The organism is Kitasatospora sp. NPDC058218 (assembly GCF_042882445.1).
Lineage (GTDB): Bacteria > Actinomycetota > Actinomycetes > Streptomycetales > Streptomycetaceae > Kitasatospora.
On the sequence record NZ_JBHVWC010000050.1, the window covers coordinates 55,759 to 76,983 of the forward strand.

Sequence of the window (21,225 nt, forward strand, 5' to 3'; positions counted from 1 at the left end):
GGACTCCGGGGGCCTGACGCCCGCGCCGCTCCGCCCGTGCGTCACCTGGTGACGCACGGGCGGAGCATACGGGCGAGGCATGGTGCCCTACGGCGCGATGGGCAGGCGGCGCTTGTGGTCGGTGAGGCGGTAGCGGCGGACGATCGTGTCGAAGGCCTGCTCGCCCACCGGCTTGCCCTCCAGGAAGTCGTCGATGTCGTCGTAGGTGACTCCGAGCGCGTCCTCGTCGGCCTTGCCCGGGGCGAGGGTCTCCAGGTCGGCCGTCGGGACCTTCCAGACCAGTTCGGCGGGCGCGCCCAGGGTGTCCGCGACGGCGCGCACCCGGCGCTTGGTCAGGCCGGTCAGCGGGACGAGGTCGGCGGCGCCGTCGCCGAACTTGGTGAAGAAGCCGGAGACCGCCTCGGCCGCGTGGTCGGTGCCGACGACCAGGCCGTCGTGCGCGCCGGCCACCGCGTACTGGGCGATCATGCGCTGGCGGGCCTTGATGTTGCCGTGCACGAAGTCCTGGTGACCGGCGCCGCGGAAGGTCACGTCGGCGGCCAGGGCCGCGTCGAGCGCGGCGTCGCTCGCGGGCTTGATGTCGACGGTCAGCACCTCGTCCGCCCGGATGAAGGAGAGCGCGAGCTGGGCGTCGTGCTCGTCCGCCTGGACGCCGTAGGGCAGTCGCATCGCGTAGAACCGCGCCTCGTGGCCGGCGGCCCGGGCCCGCTCGACGGCGAGCTGGCACAGCCGGCCGGCGGTGGTGGAGTCGACGCCCCCGCTGATGCCCAGCACGAGGGAGCGCAGACCGGTGGAGGTCAGCCGCTCGGCGAGGAAGGCCACCCGGCGCTCGATCTCCCCCGCGGCCTCGAAGGTCTCGGCGACCTCCAGCTCCCGGGCGATCTCCTGCTGCAGGGCGATGGACGCCGGCACGCTCACGTCTGCTCCTTGGTCGGGTTCACGATGTGCTGTCGCACCCACCCTACTCAGCCCGGATACCCGGCGGGAAAGCCCGTTCGACAGGCGTCGGCGCCATCCGGCGGCCGGGCCGGGCGGGGGTGCCCCGGGCCGGCGGGCGGCCGGGTCGCCGCCGGTCCGCGCCCGTCCTTCGCACGCACACCCGCTGACGGTCCGTCGGAGGCGGTCCGTAGCATGGGCACGCGCGCGGCCGGGGCGCTCGGCGCCCTCTGGCAGACTGTGCGACCAATGATCCCGTTGGGCCGGGGCATGACACGTGGGGGCGAAGGGCATGAGCAGCCGGGGGACCGTGCTCGGGGGGCGCTACACGCTGACCGAGCGGATCGGCGGCGGGGGCATGGGCGCCGTCTGGCGTGCCGACGACGAGGTGCTCGCGCGGCAGGTCGCCGTGAAGATCCTGCACCCGGGGCTGGTCGAGGACGGCACCTTCGTCAAGCGCTTCCGGCGCGAGGCCCAGCTGCTCGCCGCGCTGAAGCACCCCGGCATCGTCGACGTCCACGACTACGGCGAGACCGGCGAGGACTCCGGGGACGACCGGGTCGCCTACATCGTCATGGAGCTGATCGCCGGGCAGCCGCTGGACAAGGTGCTCGCCGAGAGCGGGCCGATGCCGCCCGAGCGGGCGCTGGGGCTGCTCGCCACCGCGCTGGACGCCCTGCACGCCGCCCACCGGCAGGACATCGTGCACCGCGACGTCAAGCCGTCCAACCTGATGGTCCGGCCCGAGGGCCAGGTGACGGTGACCGACTTCGGCATCGCGCGGGCCGTCGCGAGCACCAGGATCACCGCCTCCCACGCGGTGATCGGGACGGCGCTCTACATGGCGCCCGAACAGGCCGAGGGCCAGGCCGTCACCCCGGCCTCGGACGTGTACTCGATCGGCGTGGTCGGCTACGAACTGCTCACCGGGCAGCCGCCGTTCGTCGGCGAGAGCGTGCTGGAGGTCGCCCTCAAGCACATCCGGGATCCCGCGCCCGAGCTGCCGGCGGCCCTGCCGGCGGCGGTGCGCGAGCTGATCGCCACCGCGCTGGCGAAGAAGCCGGAGGACCGCTTCGCCGACGCCGCCGCGATGGCGGCTGCGGCGAGGGCCGCGATCGGCGCCGCATCCGGCGCGCCCGCGCTGCCGGCGGCACCCGCAGCGCCCGCAGTGCCCGCAGCGCCCGCCAAGGCGGCGGCCGACGTCGGCAAGGTGGAGTCCCGTGCCGTCACCGAGCCCGGCACCCGCCGGCGGCGGCGCGGCTTCCTCGTCCCCATCGTCATACCGGTGATCATCACGGCGGGCACCGCGACCGTCCTGCTGATCGACCGCACCCCGTTCACGTCCGAGGCGAAGACGCCCGAGGCGCAGCCGTCCGTCGTGGTCTCCGCCCCGGCCAACGCCGGCACCCCGGCGCCGACGGCCGGGGCCTCGACGACTCCGCCCCCGACCACCCCGGCACCGACCGGCACCCCGACCGCCCCCGGCGCCCAGCAGCCGACACCTCCGCCGGGCACCACCACCCCGAACCCCGGTACGGCGAACGGAGGCACCGGCGGCGGCACACCGCCGCGCGGGGGCAGCGCGAGCCAGCCCCCGGCCACCGCCCCGGTCCCGCCGGCCGGCACCCCCGCGCCCGGCAACCCGCCCGCGGCCGGAACGCAGCCCGGCAACCAGCCGGCGGCCACCACGCCACCGCCGCAGAACTCCGGCACGCCCGCGGGCTGCGGCGGCACCAACTGGGGTTCCATCGTCAGCGTCGCCTCCGGCCTCAAGCTCGGCCTGTCCAAGGACACCCCGGCGGGCGGCCAGGCCGTCGTCATGGGCGGGACGACCGCCTTCGGCTGGGTGCACTCCGTCCCGAGCAGTTGGCACCAGTTCAACCCGTGCAACATGAGCGGCCCGGCCCTCGTCCAGGAGACGGACGGCCGGGTGACGCTCTCGGGCGGCTTCAGTTTCCTGACCAACTGGAAGGTCACCGCCGCGAGCACGCCGGGCGCCTTCTACCTCGCCGACTACATGGGCTACGACTGCCTGACCGACAACGGTGCGGGCAAACCGGTCACCATGGTCAGCTGCACGCCCGGCAACAAGTCCCAGGAGTTCCGGATCCCCTGACCGGCGCCGTGGCCCGGCCCGGGGGCCGGCTCACACCCGGCCCGGGGCCCGCTCCGTTCACGGCCGGGTCCAGAGGTTGCGGGCGGCGAGCAGCGGCAGGACGCCCTCGCCGAACCAGTAGGCCTCCTCCAGGTGCGGTATCCCGGACAGCACGAACTCGTCGATGCCCAGCTCGTGGTACTCGGTGATGAGGTCCGCGACCTCGCGGTGGCTGCCGACCAGCGCCGTCCCCGCGCCGCCCCGCAGCAGGCCGATGCCGGCCCAGAGTCCGGGGTGGATCTCCAGCCGCTCGGCCGAGCCGCCGTGCAGCGCGAGCATCCGGCGCTGGCCCTCCGACTCGCTCCGGGCGAGGGCCCGTTGGGTCTCCCGGACCCTCCCCCGGTCCATCGACGCCAGCAGGCGCTCGGTCTCCGCCCAGGCCTGGGCGGAGGTGTCCCGGGTGATCACGTGCAACCGGATCCCGAAGCGGACCACCCGGCCCTGTGCGGCGGCGAGTTCACGGATCCAGGCGAGCTTCTCGCGGACCTGCGCGGGCGGCTCGCCCCAGGTCAGGTAGACGTCGGCGTACCGGGCGGCGACGTCGCCCGCCGCCGGGGAGGAACCTCCGAAGTACACGGGCGGCACCGGATCCGGCAGCCGGTTCACGGTGGCCTGCTCGACCCGCAGGTGGACGCCGTCGTGGTCGACGGTCTCCCCCGCCCAGAGCCGGCGGGTGATGGACAGGAACTCCCCCGTCCTGGCGTAGCGGGCGTCCTTGTCCAGGAAGTCCCCGTAGGCGCGCTGCTCGGCCGACTCGCCGCCGGTCACCACGTTGAGCAGCAACCGCCCACCGGACTGCCGTTGGTAGGTCGCCGCCATCTGCGCGGCCAGCGTCGGGCTGATCTGCCCGGGCCGGAACGCCACCAGGTACTTCAGCCGCTCGGTCACCTGGGTGAGCATCGCCGTGGTCAGCCAGGCGTCCTCGCACCACGCCCCGGTCGGGGTCAGTGCCCCTTCGAAGCCCAACTGCTCGGCGGTGCGCGCGATCTGGCCCAGGTAGGCGATGCTCGGCGGCCGGTCGGACCCGGCCGTGCCGGGCGTCGAGCCGTGCCCGCCGCCGACGATCTGCCGGCTGTCGCCGTTGGTGGGGAGGAACCAGTGAAAGGTGAGGGACATCGGACGGACACGCTCCTGGCGGTGGCTGGCTGCTGGTGAACCCGGTTCGCGTCAGCGGCGACAGCCGGCCGCGCACACCCGTCCCAGGTCGACGTGCAGCCGTCGTACGGGGAGGAAGGGGGCCGGAGCGGTCATGGACCGATTCTCCGGGACTTCCGCCCCGCTATCAAGACACCCGCCCAGGCCGACGGACCGGACCGGAGAGGAGCGGAGAGGAGCGCGGAAAAGCCGCCGGGCCTCCCCTCGGCAGCGGAGGGGAGGCCCGGCGGGTGGTACGACTGGGGGCGGCTCAGACGAGGCCGGCCTTCTCCAGGGCGGAGCAGCAGGTGTTGACCAGGAGGCGGGTCACCACGTACGGGTCCACGTTGGCGTTCGGGCGACGGTCCTCGATGTAGCCCTTCTGGTCGACCTCGACCTGCCACGGGATGCGGACCGAGGCACCGCGGTCGGAGACGCCGTAGGTGTAGACGTTCCACGGGGCGGTCTCGTGCTTGCCGGTCAGGCGCGACTCGATGTCGGCGCCGTACTGGGTGACGTGCTCCAGGACGATCTCCTGCGAGGCGCCGAGCGACTCGCAGGCGGCGATGATCGCGTCGTAGCCCTCGCGCATCGCCTTGGTGGAGAAGTTGGTGTGCGCGCCGGCGCCGTTCCAGTCGCCGCGCGCGGGCTTGGCGTCGAGGGTGGCGTCGATGCCGAACTCCTCGGCGGTGCGGTAGAGCAGGTAGCGGGCGACCCACATGTGGTCGGAGGCGGTCAGCGCGTCGACCGGGCCGATCTGGAACTCCCACTGGCCGGGCATGACCTCGGCGTTGATGCCGCAGAGCGAGAGGCCGGCCGCCAGGCAGCGGTCCATGTGCAGCTCGACGATCTCGCGGCCGAAGACCTCCTCGGCACCGACACCGCAGTAGTAGCCGCCCTGCGGGGCCGGGAAGCCGCCCTCGGGGAAGCCGAGCGGGCGGGAGCCCTTGAAGAAGGTGTACTCCTGCTCGATGCCGAAGATCGACTCCTGAGCGGCGAACTGCTCGGCGATCGGGCGCAGCAGCGCACGGGTGTTGCTCTCGTGCGGGGTGCCGTCGATCTCGTTGACCTCGCACAGGACGAGGATGTTGTCGCCGCCGCGGATCGGGTCCGGGAAGGTGGCAACCGGCGCGAGGACGCGGTCCGAAGCGTGACCCTCGGCCTGGTTGGTGGAGGAACCGTCGAAGCCCCAGGTCGGGATCTTGTCCGCGTTGGCCAGGATCCGAGTCTTGGAGCGGAGCTTGGCGGTCGGCTTCGTGCCGTCGATCCAGATGTACTCGGCCTTGATTGCCACGGCGGTGAACCTCGCAAACTGAGTGGTGGGTGCCCGCGTAGCGTCGCAAGCCGCCGTTTCCCGGTTGTTCCTCCTATGTAACACCCAGGTGAACCAACCGTCCGCGTTGGCACGGTCACGGTGCGGGAGTGCCGTGGATGACACCCCCGCCCCGGCCCGCGAACCGGGAGGGTGTCAGCCGGGGAGGGCGTCATCCACGGAGGGTGTCATCCACAGAGGGCGTCAGCGGCGACGGGCGTGCGCGGCCCGGCGGCGGGTGGCCCACAGCGCGAAGCCGCCGACGACGACCAGCGCGGCCGCCCCGGCGGCGAGCGGCCCGGTGGCGTCACTGCCGCCGGTGGCGGCGAGGTCGCCGCCGGCACCGGACGCGCTCGCGCCGGCGGCCTGCGGGCGGGCGGCCCGGCCGGGCGGCGTGGTGGTCGCGTCGACGGCGGGCTGGACGGCCGGGGTGGCGACTGGCGCGGTGGCGGGCGCCGTCGGCGTGACCGAGGGGGTCGGGGTGGCCGGCGCGGTCGGCTTCTCGCAGCTCACCGAGGCGACGGTGATCTTCCCGGTCACCTTGGCGACGTTGAGGTTCAGCGGGTTCACCTCGATCTGCACCTCCAGCGCCGACGCGGCGGCCGTCGTCGAGGTGGTGGTCCGCCTGGAGAACTCCACCGAGACGCTGCCGACCAGCGGCACGTCCACGTGGGTCGGCCCGTACAGACTGAGGGTGACCGACTTGCCGAGGACGGTGAGCCGGGCGGGCGCGGTGACGTCGGCGGTGGGCGGCCCGTCGACCGGGCAGGTGACCGCGGAGCTGAGCGCCTCCAGGCCGAGCAGGGTGGTGGCCGGCAGGCCCGGCGCGTGCACGTCGGCGTTGACCAGCTTGACGGAGGCGGCGGTGCCCTTGGCGTCGGACGTCGTCACCGAGGTGCCGACGTCCGCCTTGACCAGGGTGACCGGGCCCTGCTGGTCGACGCCGTCGACCTTGGCCGTCAGCACCGAGCCCTCGCGCTGCGCCGGGGTCTCGACCTTGTTCAGCGCGATGTTCACCGGGACGTCCACCGCCTTGTTCAACAACGAGACGTCCAGGTCGAGTTCGGCGGTGACGGCGCGCGCCTTGCCGGGCGTCGCGGCCGCGGGCGCACCGGGCACGGACGCACCGGGTGCGGGGGTCGGCCCGGTCGCGTGGGCCGCCGGCGCCACGGCCAGCACCGTCGCCACCGCGGCGGCGACGACGGACCCGACAGAACCGACGGAACCGACGGAACCGACGCGACCGACGCGACCGACGCGACCGACGCGACCGACGCGACCGACAGAACCGACGCGGCCGGCGGCGGACGTGGAACGGGAAGAAGACATGGCGGTACCCCCACAGGTGGTGATCTCGGTAGAGCGCGCCTCCGACATCACCCGCGGGGCGGGGCAAGGGGCTGGTGCTCCGAACGACGAGCCGCCAGTCTCATCGAACAGTGCGTCACATGAGCCACACGGAACGTCATTTCACTCGTTCGGGTGAGATTGACGCGCCGCGGCGACGGATGGACGCTCGGGCCGCCCCGGGTCTACGGCAGTCGCCAGTCCACCGGCTGGGCCCCCTGCCGCACCAGCAGCTCGTTCGCCCGGCTGAACGGCCGCGAGCCGAAGAAGCCGCCGTTCGCCGAGTACGGGCTCGGGTGGGCGGACTCGATCGCCGGCACCTCGCCCAGCAGCGGGCGCAGATTGCGGGCGTCGCGCCCCCAGAGGATCGCCACCAGCGGGCCGCCGCGCGCCGCCAGGGCGCGGATCGCCTGCTCGGTGACCTCTTCCCAGCCCTTGCCGCGGTGCGCGGCGGGCTTGCGCGGCGCGGTGGTCAGAGCCCGGTTCAGCAGCAGGACGCCCTGCTGCGTCCACGGCGTGAGGTCCCCGTTGGACGGCTGCGGCAGGCCGAGGTCGTTCCCGTACTCCTGGAAGATGTTGATCAGGCTGGCCGGGATCGGCCGCACCTCCGGCCCGACCGAGAAGCTCAGCCCGACGGCGTGCCCGGGCGTCGGGTACGGGTCCTGCCCGACGATCAGCACCCGCACGTCGGCGAGTGGCTGCTGGAAGGCGCGCAGGACGTTCGGCCCGGAGGGCAGGTACGTGCGGCCGGCGGCCAGCTCGGCGCGGAGGAAGTCGCCCATGGCGGCAACCTGGCCGGCGACCGGCTCCAGCGCGGTGGCCCAGCCGGGCTCGACGATCTCGTTCAGTGGACGCGGTGCCATGGGCGCCACCCTATCGGCCTACCCGGACAGGCCGTTCATCCGGATGATCATCACAACGATCATCGGGAGCCCCTCGGCCGGTCGCGGTGACGATCACGGGAGGCCACGGCCCACCACCGCGACGACCACCGGGAACCGCTCGGCCCACCGGCCGCGGCACTCAGCCCACCGGCCGCCCGCGCAGCACCACCAGCCGCGGGTCCGCGAGCACCCGGACGTCCGCGCGCGGGTCCTCGTCGTACACCACGAAGTCGGCCGACGCCCCCTCCTCCAACCCCGGGCGGCCGAGCCACCGCCGCGCTCCCCAGCTGGCCGCCGACAGCGCCTCGGCGGGGCTGAGCCCGGCCTTCACCAGCTCGGCCACCTCCTCGGCCACCAGCCCGTGGGCGAGCGAGCCGCCCGCGTCCGTCCCGACGAAGATCGGGATGCCCGCGTCGTGCGCGGCCCCGACGGTGTCGTAGCGGCGTTCGTGCAGCCGGCGCATGTGCGCGGCCCAGGCCGGGAACTTGGCCTCGCCGCCGGCCGCCAGGGTCGGGAAGGTGGCGATGTTGACGAGGGTCGGAACGATCGCGACGCCGCGCTCCGCGAAGGCCGGGATCAGCTCCTCGGTCAGCCCGGTGGCGTGCTCGACGCAGTCGATGCCGGCCGCCAGCAGATCGGGCAGCGACTCGGCCGCGAAGCAGTGCGCGGTGACCCGCGCGCCCTCCTCGTGCGCCGCCGCGATCGCCCCGGCCAGCGCGTCGCCGGGCCAGCAGGCGGCGAGGTCGCCGGTGCCGCGGTCGATCCAGTCGCCGACCAGCTTCACCCAGCCGTCCCCGCGCCGGGCCTCGGCCCGGACGTAGGCGGCGAGGTCGCCGGGCTCGATCTCGTGCGCGTAGTTGCGGATGTAGCGGCGGGTGCGGGCGATGTGCCGGCCGGCCCGGATGATCCGGGGCAGGTCGTCCCGGTCGTCGATCCACCGGGTGTCGGCGGCCGAGCCGGCGTCGCGGATCAGCAGGGTGCCGGCGTCACGGTCGGTCACCGCCTGCTTCTCGCTGGTGGCGGCGTCGACGGCGCCGTGCGCGTCCAGCCCGACGTGACAGTGTGCGTCCACCAGACCGGGCAGCACCCAGCCGGTCACCGTGCGGACGTCGCCGGCCGCCGCCGGGCGGTCGAAGGCCACCCGGCCGTCCACCACCCAGAGTTCGTCCCGGACGTCCTCCGGACCGACCAGCACCCGGCCCCTGACGTGCAGCACCGCACCATCGCTCATGGCTCGCACTCTACCGAGCAGGGCCTTCCTTGTAAGCAGGGAGAATGAGGCAGACTCGTCCCTGTCCGAACCGCCTCCCGGCGTCCCCTCCCCCGCAGTTCACCGAAAGGCCGGCCGCCACCGTGAGCCCCTTCCTCGACCTTCCCCCGCTCAGCGCCGCCGCCTTCGCGGCGATCGAGGACCAGGTCGCCACCCTGCTGCACACCACCGCCGACGTGATCGTGACCCAGGGTGAGGCGCTGCTGCCGCTGGAGGCCGCGATCCGCGGCGCCGCGCACCCGGGCTCGACCGCGCTGAACATCGTCACCGGCCCGTACGGCCAGACCTTCGGCAACTGGCTGCGCGACTGCGGGGCGACGGTCGTGGACCTCGCGGTGCCGTTCGACAGCGCGGTCACCGCCGGGCAGGTCGCCGAGGCACTGGCGGCCCACCCCGCGATCGACTTCGTCTCCCTGGTCCACGCCGAGGCCGCCACCGGCAACACCAACCCGGTCGCCGAGATCGCCGCCGTCGTCCGCGAGCACGGCGCGCTGATGATGCTGGACGCCGTCGCCTCGGTGGCCGCCGAGCCGTTGCTCACCGACGCGTGGGGCATCGACCTCTGCGTGATCGGCGGGCAGAAGGCGATGGGCGGCCCGGCCGGCGTCTCCGCCGTCTCGGTCTCCGAGCGCGCCTGGGAGCGGATCGCCGCCAACCCGGCCGCGCCGCGCCGCTCCTACCTCTCGCTGCTGGACTGGAAGGAGCGCTGGACGGACGCCGGGCGCACCGTACTCCCGCACGCCCCGGCCCAGTTGGAGATGCTGGCGCTCGGTGCCTGCCTGGACCGGATCGCCGCGGACGGCCTGCCCACCGTGATCGCCCGCCACCGCGCCGCCGCCGCGGCGACCCGCGCGGGCGTCCGCGCCCTGGGCACCGTCACCCCGTTCGTCCCGGACGACGCCCACGCCGCGCCGGTCGCCACCACCCTGCGCACCCCCGCCGGCCTGTCCGCCGCCGGGCTCGCCGCCGACCTGCTCCGCCACGACCCGGCGCTCCCCGTCCAGCCCGGCGGCGGCGCGCTCGCCACCGAGATGCTCCGGGTCAACCACTACGGCCCGGCCGCCTCCCCCGAGACGGTCCGCGCGACCCTCACCGCCCTGGCCGCCGCCCTCGACACCGACCCGGCAGCCGCCCTCAAGGCGGCGGACACCGCATGGGAGGCGGCGGGCCACTCGTCCGAGTGACGAAGAGCGTCGCCCTCACCAACCCCTCGGGAGCTTCTGTTCCCGAGGGGTTCATTGTTTCGCCACTCTGATCTCACCATCGCCCGCAAGGCTCCTCTCGGCGCAAGTTGGCTATACAACTTGACGCTCACCGCCCCGCCGAGGAGGAGCCCATGACCACCCACCTGCCGCCGTACTGGCTGCGCGACAACTGCCCCTGTGGCGAGTGCCGGGACCAGCGCAACGGACAGAAGCTGTTCCAGATCACCGACCTGCCGGCCGACCTCGCCGTCGCCGCCCACACCGAGGTCGGCGGGAACCTGGAGGTGCTCTGGTCGGACGGCCACCGGTCGCGCTACCCGCTGGAGTGGCTGGAGCGGGATGCGGACGGCGACGGGCGCACGGAGGCGGCGAAGCGGCTCTGGGTCGCGGCCGACTTCCGGCACGGGATCCCCGAGGCCCAGTGGGCGGCGTACCTGGCCGACCCGGCCGAGCGGGCGGCGGTGCTCGGAGCCGTCCGGCGCTCGGGGTTCGCGGTGCTGCGCGGGGTACCGGCGGTCGAGCGGCAGGTGCTCAAGGTGGCCGGGACCTTCGGGTACGTCCGGGTCACCAACTACGGCGAGCTGTTCGACGTCCGGGTCGAGCCGGATCCGAACAACCTGGCCTTCACCAGCGCCGCGATCGCCCCGCACAGCGACAACCCGTACCGGGACCCGGTGCCCACCCTGCAGCTGCTGCACTGCCTGGAGAACTCCGCGACCGGCGGCGACTCCGGCCTGGTGGACGGCTTCAAGGCGGCCGCGCTGCTGCGCGAGGAGGCGCCCGAGGACTTCGCGGTGCTGACCCGTACGCCCGTCCCGTTCGTCTTCCGCGACCGCGGCACCGAACTGCGCGCCGACCGGCCGCTGATCGAGGTGGACGCGCTCGGCCGGATCCGCGAGGTGCGGTTCAACAACCGGTCGATCGGCACCCTGCGCGCGCCCGCCGAGGAGCTGGACGCCTTCTACGCCGCCTACCGCCGGTTCGCCGCGATCACCCTGCGCCCCGAACTCCAGCTGGACTTCCGGCTCGACCGGGGCGACTGCCTGATCTTCGACAACGTCCGCCTGCTGCACGCCCGGACGGCCTTCGCGCAGGACGGTTCGCGCCACCTCCAGGGCTGCTACGCGGACCTCGACTCGCTCTCCTCCACCCTCGCGGTACTGGAGCGCCGCTCCGCCGCGCTGGACACGATCGCCGAGCTGTTCGCGGGCGAGGGCGCCGGCGAGTACCTGGGCGAGGCGGTCACCATGGCCGAGCACATGCTGCAGGCGGGTGCGCTGGCGCAGGCCGCCGGGGCGGCCCCGGAGCTGGTCGCGGCCGCGCTGCTGCACGACCTCGGCCACTTCTTCGACAAGCACGGCCACGGGGCCCTGCACGGCCGGGATTTGATGCAGGGTCAGGACAACCGGCACAGCGACACCGGCGCCGCCTGGCTGGCGCAGTGGTTCGGCCCGGAGGTCACCGAGCCGGTCCGGCTGCACGTGGCCGCCAAGCGCTACCTGTGCGCGGTCGAGCCCGGCTACCGCGAGCGGCTCTCGGAGGCCTCGGAGTACACCCTCCAGGTGCAGGGCGGTCCGATGGGCGAGGAGCAGGCGGCCGCGTTCGCGGCCCTGCCCGGGGCGGCCGACGCCGTCGCGGTGCGCCGCTGGGACGAGCAGGCCAAGGAGGCGGACGCCGTGACGCCGGGGTTCGAGCACTTCCGTCCGCTGCTGGCGGCCCTGATGCGCTAGCCCGGTGGGCGAGGCCCCTCACGCCGGGGCCGCCGTGCACCGCACCCGGGTGGGAAGTCGGCCGGTCCGACTTCCCACTCCCGCGGCGGAGTCAGTCACCCTCCCGCGCGTGCCGCGAAAGGGCCGAGGTGGCCAGCGAGTTGTGCACGCTGAAGGCCACCGTGCCGGGCAGGTAGCGGTCCTGGGACCACTCCACCGGCATGCCGGCCGGGTCGGTGGTCCGGCGTCGCTCGCGCAGCAGCGGGCTGCCCCGGCGGCAGCCGAGCAGCCGGGCGTCCTCCGCGTTGGCGGCGACGATGTCGATGGTGTGGTCCGCGTCCGTGAACAGGATGCCGTGCTCGCGCAGGACTTCGGTGTGCGAGACCACGTCGGGCGGCAGCTGGGCCACGATCTCGCCGACCCGGGGCGGGTAGACCGTCCGCTCGACCATCACCGGCGCCCCGGCGAGCGTGCGCAGCCGGACCGTCACGTACACCTCGGACCCGGGCTCCAGGCGCAGCTGCTCGCGCTCGGCCGCGTCGGCCGGCCGGCGGACCAGCGAGTCCAGGATGCCGCCGGGCTCCTCCCCCATCGAGTAGGCCCAGTGCGTGAAGCTGAGCAGCTCGGAGAAGCTCTGCACCCGGGCGGTGCCCAGCACCACCCGGCGGGTGCCGCGGCGGGAGGTGACCAGCCCGTCCGAGCGCAGCACGGCGAGCGCCTGGCGGACGGTGCCGCGCGAGACGCCGTACTGCTCGGCCAGCGCGCCCTCGGCGGGCAGCCGGCCGGCCTCGCCGAACGCACCGGTGGTGATCGCCTCGCGCAGATCGGCGGCGACCTTGCGGTAGAGCGCGCCGGCGGCGCGGTCCTGGCCGGGCACGGCGGGGGCCGCAGGGGCCGCGGGGCGGTCGGGCTCCAGTGCCACGTCAGTCAATGTCCCTCCTGGGGCGGTGTCCTGCGCAGCCGTACCGGCCCGGACAGCCCGACCTTATCCCGCTGCGCCTTCGAAGCATCGCACTCGGCCGATCACTCCCCGATGGCCTGATTCGACCGTTCCCGCAGCCGACCCCGGTTCTGGGCCATCCGTTCACCTTCCCGTCACCGGACTCCGGCGTACTTACCCCCGTCAGGCGAAGTTGGCTAGTCAACTCGGACGGTTCCGAACGGCCGGTCGCCCGACCTCCCCTTACGAATTCGCATCTCCCGCGAGACGCACCCCCGCGAAACGCACTCCTCGCAGTACGCCCCCGATCAGGAGACTGACCCGTGACCGTGCACCGTGCCCGCGCCGCCGCCTTCGCGGCCGTACTGACCGCCGCCGCGCTCTCCCTCACCGCCTGCGGCTCCGCCGGTTCGACCGCCCCGAAGTCCGGTGACGCCGCCAAGGCCGGCGCCAAGGACGCCAAGGACGCCACCTCGCTCGCCGACTTCGGCGGTCTGGACGGCCTCGTCGCCGCCGCCAAGAAGGAGGGCAAGCTGCACGTCATCACGCTGCCCAGGGACTGGGCGAACTACGGCAAGATCATGGACTCGTTCAAGGCCAAGTACGGCATCGAGATCGAGGACGAGAACCCGGACGGCTCCAGCCAGGACGAGATCAACGCGATCACCTCCCGCAAGGGCCAGGACCGCGCCCCCGACGTCGTCGACCTCGGCAGCGCGTTCGCGCTCCAGGCGGTCAAGGACGGCCTGCTCGCCCCCTACAAGGTGGCCACCTTCGACAAGGTCGCGGACACCATGAAGGACGCGAACGGCGCCGCCGTCAACGACTACGGCGGCTACATCTCGATCGGCTGCGACGCCAAGAAGATCGCCAACTGCCCGAAGACCTTCGCCGACCTGCTCAAGCCCGAGTACAAGGGCCAGGTCGCCCTGAACGGCAACCCGACCAAGTCCGGCTCCGCCTTCGGCGGCGTCTACGCGGCCGCGCTGGCCAACGGCGGCTCGCTGGACAACATCCAGCCCGGCATCGACTTCTTCGGGAAGCTGAAGTCCTCCGGCAACTTCAACCCGGTCGAGTCCACCCCGGCCACCATCGAGAAGGGCGAGACCCCGATCTCGATCGACTGGTCCTACCTGAACGCCGGCTACAGCGACCAGTTCAAGGACAAGGGCGTCGACTGGAAGGTCTCCGTCCCCTCCGACGGCAGCTACGCCCAGTTCTACAACCAGGGCATCAACAAGTGGGCCCCGCACCCGGCGGCCGCCCGCCTGTGGCAGGAGTACCTGTTCAGCGCCGAGGGCCAGAACCTCTTCCTCGGCGGCTACGCCACCCCCTCCACCTTCGAGGCCCTGAAGAAGGACGGCACGCTGGACACCGCGGCCGCCGCCAAGCTGCCCGCCGTCGAGAAGCCGTTCACCACCTTCCCGACCCAGGACCAGATCACGGCCGCCAAGAAGGTCGTCACCGAGAACTGGACCAAGGCCATCGCAGGCTGACGACCAGCCGCAGCAACCCGAACGGGCTGATCCCACTCATGACCACGGCTCCCACCCCGGTGCCGACCACCCCCGCCGCCACCGACCTCGGTGGCGGCGCGGGGGCGTCCCGCACCGCCACGACCACCACCCCCACCCCCCGCAGGCGCCGCGCGCCCCGCCTGCGCGGCGGCTCCTGGCTCGCCACCGTGCCGCTCTTCCTCTTCTTCGCGATCGGCTTCGGCCTCCCCGCCGTCGCGATCGTGATCGGCGCCTTCACCACCTCCAGCGACGCGGACGGCGGTGGCGGCCAGTTCACCTTCGACAACGTCACCGCCTCGCTCCAGGGCGCGTACTGGACGGCGATGGTCAGCAGCCTCAAGCTCTCCGCGCTGACCGCGCTGCTCTCCACCGTGATCGGCCTGCCGATCGCGCAGGCCGTGGTGACCTCCCGGCACACCTGGCTGCGCCAGGCCGTGCTGACCGCCTCCGGCGTGCTCGCCAACTTCGGCGGCCTGCCGCTCGCCTTCGCCTTCGTCGCCACCCTCGGCAACGCCGGTGAGATCACCAAGCTGCTCCACCTGACCGACCACGGCTGGTCGCTCTACACCTTCACCGGCCTGACGATCGTCTACCTGTACTTCCTCGTCCCGCTGATGGTGCTCACCATCACGCCGGCCCTGGACGGCCTGCGGGTGCAGTGGCGCGAGGCGGCCCACAACAACCGGGCCACCACCGTCCAGTACTGGCGCCACGTCGCGCTGCCGATCCTGCTGCCCTCCCTGCTCGGCGGCTTCGTACTGCTCTTCGGCAGCGCCTTCGCCGCGTACGCCACCGCCGCGGCCATGGTCGGCGCGACCGTACCGCTGGTCAGCCGCTCGATCGCGGACGCGCTCTCCGGCAACGTGCTGGTCGGCCAGGGCAACCTCGCGCTCGCCCTCAGCCTCAACATGATCGTGGTGGCCGTCCTGGTGATGGCCGTGTACCTCCCCCTCCAGCGCCGGAGTGCCCGATGGCTCAGCTGACCTCCGCCCGCTCCTCCTCGCCGCGCCGCAAGGTGCGCTGGTGGCGCGGCGCCGTCCTGCTGCTCGCGGGCGTCTACTTCGTCGTCCCGCTGGCCGCCGCCGGCTACTTCTCGATCGACGAACCGAAGGGCTACTCCTTCGAGGCGTACACCGGTCTGCTCGGTGCCCCCGGCTTCCTGGACAGCCTGTGGCTCACCCTGCGGCTCGCCGTCGTCACCGTCCTGGTGCTGCTGCTCCTGCTGGTACCGGCGCTGATCGCGGTACGGCTCGGCTCGCCGAAGCTGCGCCCGGTGATCGACGTGCTCTGCACCCTGCCGCTGGTCGTCCCGCCGGTCGCGCTGACCGCCGGCATGATCGGCGTGCTCCGCTGGGGCCCGGACTACCTGATGGACACCCCGTTCTTCCAGACCTTCGTGTTCATCCAGGACCCGAACTTCCCGCTGGTCCTGGTCATCGCCTACGTGCTGATGGCGCTGCCGCTCGCCTACCGGGCGATCGACGCCGGCCTGCGCGCGGTGGACCTGCGCACCCTGGTCGAGGCCGCCCGCAACTGCGGCGCGAGCTGGCCGCGCGCGGTGTTCACCGTCGTGCTGCCCAACCTGCGCGGCGCGCTGCTGAACGCCTCCTTCCTCACCCTGGCCCTGGTCCTCGGCGAGTTCACCGCCGCCTCGATCCTCGGCTACCAGCCCTTCCCGGTGTGGATCTACTCGGTCGGCAACAGCCAGGCCCACATGTCGGTCGCCGTCTCCATCCTGAGCCTGCTGATCACCTGGCTGCTGCTGCTCCTGCTGGCCACCGTCGGCCGCGAGCGCCGCCACAAGACCACCACTTCCTGAAGCCCTCCGGAGCGATCCACATCATGACCACGGTTACCGCCCCCGTCGCCGGCGTCCCCCTCGCACCCGGCGGCGCGACCGTCGAATTCCGCGCCCTGCGCCGCTCGTTCGGCGCCACCACCGCCCTGGACGGCCTCGACCTGACCGTCCACCCCGGTGAGCTCCTCGCCCTGCTCGGCCCGTCCGGCTGCGGCAAGACGACCGCACTGCGCATCCTGGCCGGCTTCGAGCAGCACGACTCCGGCCAGGTGCTGGTGGACGGCGAGGACATCACCCGCATCCCCGCGCACCGGCGCGACGCGGGCATGGTGTTCCAGTCCTACAGCCTCTTCCCGCACCTCACCGCCGCCGACAACGTCGCCTTCGGGATGCGGATGCGCGGCACCGGCAAGGCCGAGCGCCGCCGGCGGGCCCAGGAACTGCTGGAGCTGGTCGGCCTGCCGCAGCACGCCGACCGCTACCCGCACCAGATGTCCGGCGGCCAGCAGCAGCGCATCGCACTCGCCCGCGCGCTCGCCCTGCAGCCGCGCGTGCTGCTGCTCGACGAGCCGCTCTCCGCGCTGGACGCCAAGGTCCGCCTCTCGCTGCGCGAGGAGATCCGCCGCCTGCAGCAGGAGCTGGGGATCACCACCCTGTTCGTCACCCACGACCAGGAGGAGGCGCTCTCGATGGCCGACCGGGTCGCCGTGCTGCGCGCGGGCCGGCTGGAGCAGTGCGCCACCCCGTCCGAGCTGTACGCCCGCCCGGCCACCGCCTTCGTCGCCGAGTTCGTCGGCACCATGAGCCGCATCCCGTGCCACCGCTCCGGCGACGGCGTGGGGACGCTCGGCCGCCGGTACGAGGTCGACGGCGAGGTTCCCCCGGGCGGCGAGCTCGACGTGCTGGTCCGGCCCGAGAACGTGTCGCTGGCCCCGGCCCCGGACGGCCAGGCACTGGTGGTCTCGGCGTCGTTCCTGGGCGCCGTCACCCGGCTGACCGTCCGGCTCGACGACGGCACCGAGGTCAAGGCCGACCTGCCGACCGAGGCGGCCGCCGCCCTGCCGATCGGCTCGCGCGCCGCGCTCACCCTCCCGGACCGCCCGGTCCTGGTGGACCGCCGTACCGTCTGAAGCACCATCTCCTAGGAACCACCGAAGGTACCGCCATGCCTGCATCCGCCCTGCCCGCCGCCGTCCTCTTCGACATGGACGGCACCCTGGTCGACACCGAGCACCTCTGGTGGCAGACCGCCGCCGAGCTCGCCGACGAGCTGCACCGCCCGCTCACCGACCAGGACGCCCCCGAGGTGCTCGGCCAGGCCATCGAGCACACCGCCGCGCACCTGCACAGGGTCAGCGGCACCGCGCTGAGCGAGGCCGAACTCGCCTCCCGCCTCGGCGACTCCTTCGCCGGCAAGGTCGCCGCCTCCACCGTCCCCCGGCCGGGCGCGCTCGCCCTGCTCGCCGAACTCCGGGACGCCCGGGTGCCCACCGCGCTGGTGTCGGCCTCGCCGCGCCGGGTGGTCGACCTCGTCCTGGCCGCGATCGGCCGCGACTGGTTCGCCGTCACCCTCGCCGCCGAGGACACCGCGCGCACCAAGCCCGCGCCCGACCCGTACCTCGCCGCCGCCGAGCGGCTCGGCCTGGACCCGGCGGACTGCGTGGCCGTCGAGGACACCCCGACCGGCGTCGCCTCGGCCACCGCCGCGGGCTGCGCGGTGCTCGCCGTCCCGTCGACCGCCACGCCCATCCCCGACGGGTCGCGCGTCACCCTGCTGGACAGCCTGGAGCACGCCGATCTCGCGCTGCTGGGGAAGCTCGGCGCCGCACCGGCGGTTTGACCGGCCATGGCCTATCTTCTGCTCGCCCTCGCCATCATCAGTGAGGTCTGCGCCACCAGCGCCCTCAAGCTCACCGAGGGCTTCACCCGCCTCTGGCCGAGCATCGGTGTGGCCGTCGGCTACGTGCTCTCCTTCGCGCTGCTCGGCAAGGCGCTGAAGCACATCCCGGTCTCGGTGGCGTACGCCGTCTGGTCCGGTGCCGGGACGGCCGCCGTGGCGGGGATAGGCGTGGTCGCCTTCGGCGAGTCCCTGGGCCGGCTGCAGTGGCTGGGCCTGGCACTGATCATCGTCGGCGTGGTGGTGCTCAACCTGAGGAGCAGTCACTGAGACGTCGCCGCCGGGCCCCCTGGAGCGGGAAGTCGGCCCGGCGGTCCGACGCGTGACCTGCCGGTGGGGCGGGCCCGGTCGCCGGGTCCACCCCACCGTGCTTCACGTGCGCTCCTGACAGCCGCGCGCGATCAGCCGGCCGCCGGCTCCCCGATCGGCCAGGCGATCTCCAGCCGGTTCTCCGGGTGGCCGGGCGTTCCCGTCCACTGCCGGAAGGTCTCCTGCGCCGGCCCCGCGAAGGCGAACCCGTGGTCGGTGATCCAGCTCGCCACGGCGTCGTACGCGGTGCGGACCTGCGGGAAGGCCGCCGCCGCCCCCTCCACCACCGTGCTCGCGTAGGTGCCCTCCGGGATGTCCAGCACGTACATCCCCTCCGGCAGGTCCTCCGGCTGCGCGCCGGATGCCGTGAACGGCAGGCAGGCCTCGACCAGGGTCTCGTTCTCCTCGTCGCAGAGCCCGTGGTAGCGGGCGAACGCCGGGCCCGCGAAGGTCAGCGGGCCGCGGCCCGCGACGGCGTACATGGCCTGGTAGCTGTCGCGCATGAACGCGTCCAGCCGGGGCTGGTCCAGCGTCGCGCTGCGGACCAGCGCGCGTATCGCGGCGCCCTCGCGGACGGTGACACGGTGGTTCATTCCCGCTCCTTCGGTCAGACGGTCCAACAGGCCGTGGACGACGGAGCGTTGGATCTCCAAGCGGCGTTCCGCTGCCGTCAGGTGCGCCTGCAGGGCCGACGCCAGTTCGGCCTCGTCCTCGCCCTGGCCGAGCAGGCGGCGCACCTGCTCGATCGGCATGTCCAGCTGCCGCAGCGCCCGGATCAACTGCGCCGTCCGGAGCTGGTCCCGCCGGAAGTAGCGGTAACCGCTGTCCGGGTCGACCAGGGCCGGTGCCAGCACCCCACTCGCGTCGTAGTGCCGCAGGGTGGTGACCGAGAGGCCACTGGCCTGCGCGAACTGCCCGATCGGCAGCAGATTCGTCCTGTCCACGGAGCAAGACTCTGCCGTCTCGGGTTACCCGAGAGTCAAGGGGCTCCGCACCGGCTCGCGGCGGGCAGTCCGCGCGGGCCTGCCGGATGCGCCCCCGTTCGTCAACGACCGACAATCAACGGTGAGTTGTCCATCCTTCTTGCGTTCGGTCATGCCTCGTTCACGCGGCGTATGTCGCCCTTCGGGTCAATAGGCGTCTAGTTGTTCAGCCAACTAGCCGCTCTCCCCGACTCGAAGGACCCTCGTGGCCACAGGCAGCTCCCTCACCCTCGCCTCGCCCGTCAGCCCCGCCGAAGGCGACAAGCTCACCTTCCACTGGACCACCACCGCCGCCGACGCCAAGAACTGGGTCGGCGTCTACGACGGCACCCGCCAGCCCGGCAACGGCGCTTCGCTGCTCTGGAAGTACACCCCCGGCACCTCGGGAGACGTCCAGCTCGACACCTCCGCCCTCACCGGCGGCCCCTACACCGCGTACCTGCTCGCCAAGGACGGCTACGGCGTCCTGGCGCAGACCGCCCCCTTCAGCTTCCGGCCCAAGCCCGCCCCCGTCCGCCCGCACCTCGCCGTGGACGCGCTCACCGCGACGGCCGTGGCGCCCGGTGGCGCCGTCACCGTCAAGCTGGGCGGCCTCTGGTGCCGCCCGGCCGGCGTCCCGACCTTCCGCAAGGTCGGCGGACCGGCCTGGCTCTCCGTCGCCGCCGACGGCACCGTGACCGGCACCGCGCCCACGAGCGTCGGCGAGGTGCAGCTCCTCGTCGGCGTCAAGGACACCGCCGGCGTCACCGACGCCCTCACCCTCACCGTCCCGGTGGTCGACCCGGCCACTCCCCCGCGCCTCAAGGCCGCCACCTGGAACCTCGCCAACGCGGGCAGCGCCTTCACCGACGCGCCCGAGAAGCAGCTGCGCACCGTGCTCACCCAGGGCCTGGACGTGCTGGCCCTCCAGGAGACGGCCGGGACGGCCGCCCAGAGCCTGGCCACCGCACTGGGCTGGTACGCCTACCAGAGCGCGGGCAGCGTCGGCATCCTCAGCCGCTACCCGCTCACCGCCGTCACGGCCACCACCGCCTCGCTGCCCGCCGCTGGGACCACCCTCCAGCTCCCCGGAGGCCGGAGCGTCCGCGTCTGGGCCGCCCACCTGGACGAGGCGAACTACGGCCCGTACGCCGCCCAGGACGGCCAGAGCGCCGCGCAGATCACGGCCACCGAGAACGCCTCCGTCCGCCTCCAGCAGGCCAGGGCCCTCGCCACCGCCGTGCAGGCGGACGTCACCGCCGGCCGCGCGGTCGTCCTCGGCGCCGACCTCGCCTCGCCGTCGCACCTGGACTGGACGGCCGCCACCGCCGCACAGCACAACGGCGTCGGCGCGCTCGACTGGCCGGTCACGGTGGCCCTCCGGGGCGCCGGCCTGACCGACTCCTACCGCAGCGCCCACCCGGACCCGCTGGCCTCGCCGGGCGCCACCTGGTCGCCGACCCGCAAGCAGCGCGCCGCCAAGCCCGAACCCCAGGACCGCATCGCCGCCGTGCACTTCGCCGGCCCGCTCACCCTGGTCGAGGCCCACACCCTCGTCACCGGCTGGCCCCAGCCCGACCCGAGCGCCGCCGGCAACGGCTGGCCCTCGGACTGCGCCGCCGCCGTCGCCACCTTCCAGCTCTGAGAGGCCGCTCCCGATGACCGCACTTTCCCGCCGTACCTTCGTCGGCGCCACCGCGGCCGCCGGCGCCGCGGCGCTCACCGGCCTCCCCGCCACCGCCGCGAAGGCCGCGACCACCGGCAGCATCGCCGACGTCAAGCACGTCGTGGTGCTGATGCAGGAGAACCGCAGCTTCGACCACTACTTCGGCGCCCTGAACGGCGTCCGC

Annotated in this window: 19 protein-coding genes; 11 read left to right on the forward strand and 8 right to left on the reverse strand. The window is 73.5% G+C overall.

The window, feature by feature from the left end; genetic code table 11:
* Positions 1 to 87: 87 nt before the first annotated feature.
* The gene (nadE, locus tag ACFVYI_RS28715; RefSeq protein WP_387890862.1) at positions 88 to 918 is read right to left on the reverse strand and encodes an ammonia-dependent NAD(+) synthetase; all 831 of its coding nucleotides are present in this window, start codon (positions 916 to 918) and stop codon (positions 88 to 90) included.
* A gap of 310 nt (positions 919 to 1,228) precedes the next feature.
* On the opposite strand from nadE, the gene ACFVYI_RS28720 reads away from it, so the two are divergent.
* Positions 1,229 to 3,052: a serine/threonine-protein kinase gene (locus ACFVYI_RS28720; protein WP_387890865.1), complete on the forward strand. Its 1,824-nt coding sequence runs from the start codon at positions 1,229 to 1,231 to the stop codon at positions 3,050 to 3,052.
* 57 nt (positions 3,053 to 3,109) lie between these two features.
* Here the strand turns inward: ACFVYI_RS28720 and ACFVYI_RS28725 are convergent, their stop codons facing one another.
* The 5 genes from ACFVYI_RS28725 to ACFVYI_RS28745 all read right to left on the reverse strand — a co-directional run bounded on the left by ACFVYI_RS28725 (position 3,110) and on the right by ACFVYI_RS28745 (position 8,999).
* Positions 3,110 to 4,207, reverse strand: coding sequence for an LLM class flavin-dependent oxidoreductase (locus ACFVYI_RS28725; protein WP_387890868.1), 1,098 nt, complete (start codon positions 4,205 to 4,207; stop codon positions 3,110 to 3,112).
* A 289-nt stretch (positions 4,208 to 4,496) separates the two neighbouring features.
* Complete coding sequence (gene glnII, locus ACFVYI_RS28730) at positions 4,497 to 5,519, reverse strand: glutamine synthetase (protein ID WP_387890871.1); 1,023 nt, start codon at positions 5,517 to 5,519, stop codon at positions 4,497 to 4,499.
* A gap of 222 nt (positions 5,520 to 5,741) precedes the next feature.
* Positions 5,742 to 6,707, reverse strand: coding sequence for an SCO1860 family LAETG-anchored protein (locus ACFVYI_RS28735; protein ID WP_387890874.1), 966 nt, complete (start codon positions 6,705 to 6,707; stop codon positions 5,742 to 5,744).
* A gap of 362 nt (positions 6,708 to 7,069) precedes the next feature.
* The gene (locus tag ACFVYI_RS28740; RefSeq protein ID WP_387890877.1) at positions 7,070 to 7,747 is read right to left on the reverse strand and encodes a uracil-DNA glycosylase; all 678 of its coding nucleotides are present in this window, start codon (positions 7,745 to 7,747) and stop codon (positions 7,070 to 7,072) included.
* Between the two features lie 160 nt (positions 7,748 to 7,907).
* Positions 7,908 to 8,999: an amidohydrolase family protein gene (locus tag ACFVYI_RS28745; RefSeq protein ID WP_387890880.1), complete on the reverse strand. Its 1,092-nt coding sequence runs from the start codon at positions 8,997 to 8,999 to the stop codon at positions 7,908 to 7,910.
* A 122-nt stretch (positions 9,000 to 9,121) separates the two neighbouring features.
* Here ACFVYI_RS28745 and ACFVYI_RS28750 point away from each other — a divergent pair, with 122 nt between their 5' ends.
* Positions 9,122 to 10,222, forward strand: a complete 1,101-nt coding sequence (locus ACFVYI_RS28750) for a pyridoxal-phosphate-dependent aminotransferase family protein (protein WP_387890883.1) — start codon at positions 9,122 to 9,124, stop codon at positions 10,220 to 10,222.
* 152 nt (positions 10,223 to 10,374) lie between these two features.
* Complete coding sequence (locus tag ACFVYI_RS28755; RefSeq protein WP_387890886.1) at positions 10,375 to 11,973, forward strand: TauD/TfdA family dioxygenase; 1,599 nt, start codon at positions 10,375 to 10,377, stop codon at positions 11,971 to 11,973.
* Positions 11,974 to 12,064: 91 nt separating this feature from the next.
* On the opposite strand, the gene ACFVYI_RS28760 is transcribed toward ACFVYI_RS28755, so the two are convergent.
* The gene (locus ACFVYI_RS28760) at positions 12,065 to 12,874 is read right to left on the reverse strand and encodes a GntR family transcriptional regulator (RefSeq protein WP_387890920.1); all 810 of its coding nucleotides are present in this window, start codon (positions 12,872 to 12,874) and stop codon (positions 12,065 to 12,067) included.
* A gap of 341 nt (positions 12,875 to 13,215) precedes the next feature.
* On the opposite strand from ACFVYI_RS28760, the gene ACFVYI_RS28765 reads away from it, so the two are divergent.
* Genes ACFVYI_RS28765 through ACFVYI_RS28790 form a run of 6 tightly spaced genes read left to right on the forward strand, consistent with a single transcriptional unit; the run spans position 13,216 to position 18,374 of the window.
* A complete protein-coding gene (locus ACFVYI_RS28765) occupies positions 13,216 to 14,388 on the forward strand; it encodes an ABC transporter substrate-binding protein (protein WP_387890889.1) in 1,173 nt (390 codons plus the stop codon).
* 38 nt (positions 14,389 to 14,426) lie between these two features.
* The gene (locus ACFVYI_RS28770) at positions 14,427 to 15,392 is read left to right on the forward strand and encodes an ABC transporter permease (RefSeq protein WP_387890892.1); all 966 of its coding nucleotides are present in this window, start codon (positions 14,427 to 14,429) and stop codon (positions 15,390 to 15,392) included.
* The gene (locus tag ACFVYI_RS28775; protein ID WP_387890895.1) at positions 15,380 to 16,228 is read left to right on the forward strand and encodes an ABC transporter permease; all 849 of its coding nucleotides are present in this window, start codon (positions 15,380 to 15,382) and stop codon (positions 16,226 to 16,228) included. The genes ACFVYI_RS28770 and ACFVYI_RS28775 overlap by 13 nt, the downstream gene beginning before the upstream one ends.
* Before the next feature lie 23 nt (positions 16,229 to 16,251).
* Positions 16,252 to 17,337, forward strand: coding sequence for an ABC transporter ATP-binding protein (locus tag ACFVYI_RS28780; RefSeq protein WP_387890898.1), 1,086 nt, complete (start codon positions 16,252 to 16,254; stop codon positions 17,335 to 17,337).
* Between the two features lie 35 nt (positions 17,338 to 17,372).
* Complete coding sequence (locus tag ACFVYI_RS28785; protein ID WP_387890900.1) at positions 17,373 to 18,047, forward strand: HAD family hydrolase; 675 nt, start codon at positions 17,373 to 17,375, stop codon at positions 18,045 to 18,047.
* 6 nt (positions 18,048 to 18,053) lie between these two features.
* Positions 18,054 to 18,374, forward strand: coding sequence for a DMT family transporter (locus tag ACFVYI_RS28790; RefSeq protein ID WP_387890903.1), 321 nt, complete (start codon positions 18,054 to 18,056; stop codon positions 18,372 to 18,374).
* Between the two features lie 131 nt (positions 18,375 to 18,505).
* Here ACFVYI_RS28790 and ACFVYI_RS28795 read toward each other — a convergent pair whose 3' ends face one another.
* Entirely contained in the window at positions 18,506 to 19,357 is an 852-nt protein-coding gene (locus ACFVYI_RS28795; protein WP_387890905.1) for a MerR family transcriptional regulator, read from the reverse strand.
* Positions 19,358 to 19,601: 244 nt separating this feature from the next.
* Between ACFVYI_RS28795 and ACFVYI_RS28800 the strand changes: the two genes are divergently transcribed.
* Together ACFVYI_RS28800 and ACFVYI_RS28805 are read left to right on the forward strand one after the other, a co-directional pair.
* Positions 19,602 to 21,020, forward strand: coding sequence for an endonuclease/exonuclease/phosphatase family protein (locus tag ACFVYI_RS28800; protein WP_387890908.1), 1,419 nt, complete (start codon positions 19,602 to 19,604; stop codon positions 21,018 to 21,020).
* Positions 21,021 to 21,033: 13 nt separating this feature from the next.
* The coding region (locus tag ACFVYI_RS28805) for an alkaline phosphatase family protein (RefSeq protein WP_387890911.1) at positions 21,034 to 21,225 on the forward strand (192 nt) is incomplete at its 3' end.

Coding starts and splice junctions, on each gene's coding strand:
- ACFVYI_RS28720 (WP_387890865.1), top strand. CDS start 1,229: ATGAGCAGCCGGGGGACCGTGCTCGGGGGGCGCTACACGCTGACCGAG.
- ACFVYI_RS28725 (WP_387890868.1), bottom strand. CDS start 4,207: ATGTCCCTCACCTTTCACTGGTTCCTCCCCACCAACGGCGACAGCCGG.
- ACFVYI_RS28740 (WP_387890877.1), bottom strand. CDS start 7,747: ATGGCACCGCGTCCACTGAACGAGATCGTCGAGCCCGGCTGGGCCACC.
- ACFVYI_RS28745 (WP_387890880.1), bottom strand. CDS start 8,999: ATGAGCGATGGTGCGGTGCTGCACGTCAGGGGCCGGGTGCTGGTCGGT.
- ACFVYI_RS28755 (WP_387890886.1), top strand. CDS start 10,375: ATGACCACCCACCTGCCGCCGTACTGGCTGCGCGACAACTGCCCCTGT.
- ACFVYI_RS28770 (WP_387890892.1), top strand. CDS start 14,427: ATGACCACGGCTCCCACCCCGGTGCCGACCACCCCCGCCGCCACCGAC.
- ACFVYI_RS28775 (WP_387890895.1), top strand. CDS start 15,380: ATGGCTCAGCTGACCTCCGCCCGCTCCTCCTCGCCGCGCCGCAAGGTG.
- ACFVYI_RS28780 (WP_387890898.1), top strand. CDS start 16,252: ATGACCACGGTTACCGCCCCCGTCGCCGGCGTCCCCCTCGCACCCGGC.
- ACFVYI_RS28785 (WP_387890900.1), top strand. CDS start 17,373: ATGCCTGCATCCGCCCTGCCCGCCGCCGTCCTCTTCGACATGGACGGC.
- ACFVYI_RS28790 (WP_387890903.1), top strand. CDS start 18,054: ATGGCCTATCTTCTGCTCGCCCTCGCCATCATCAGTGAGGTCTGCGCC.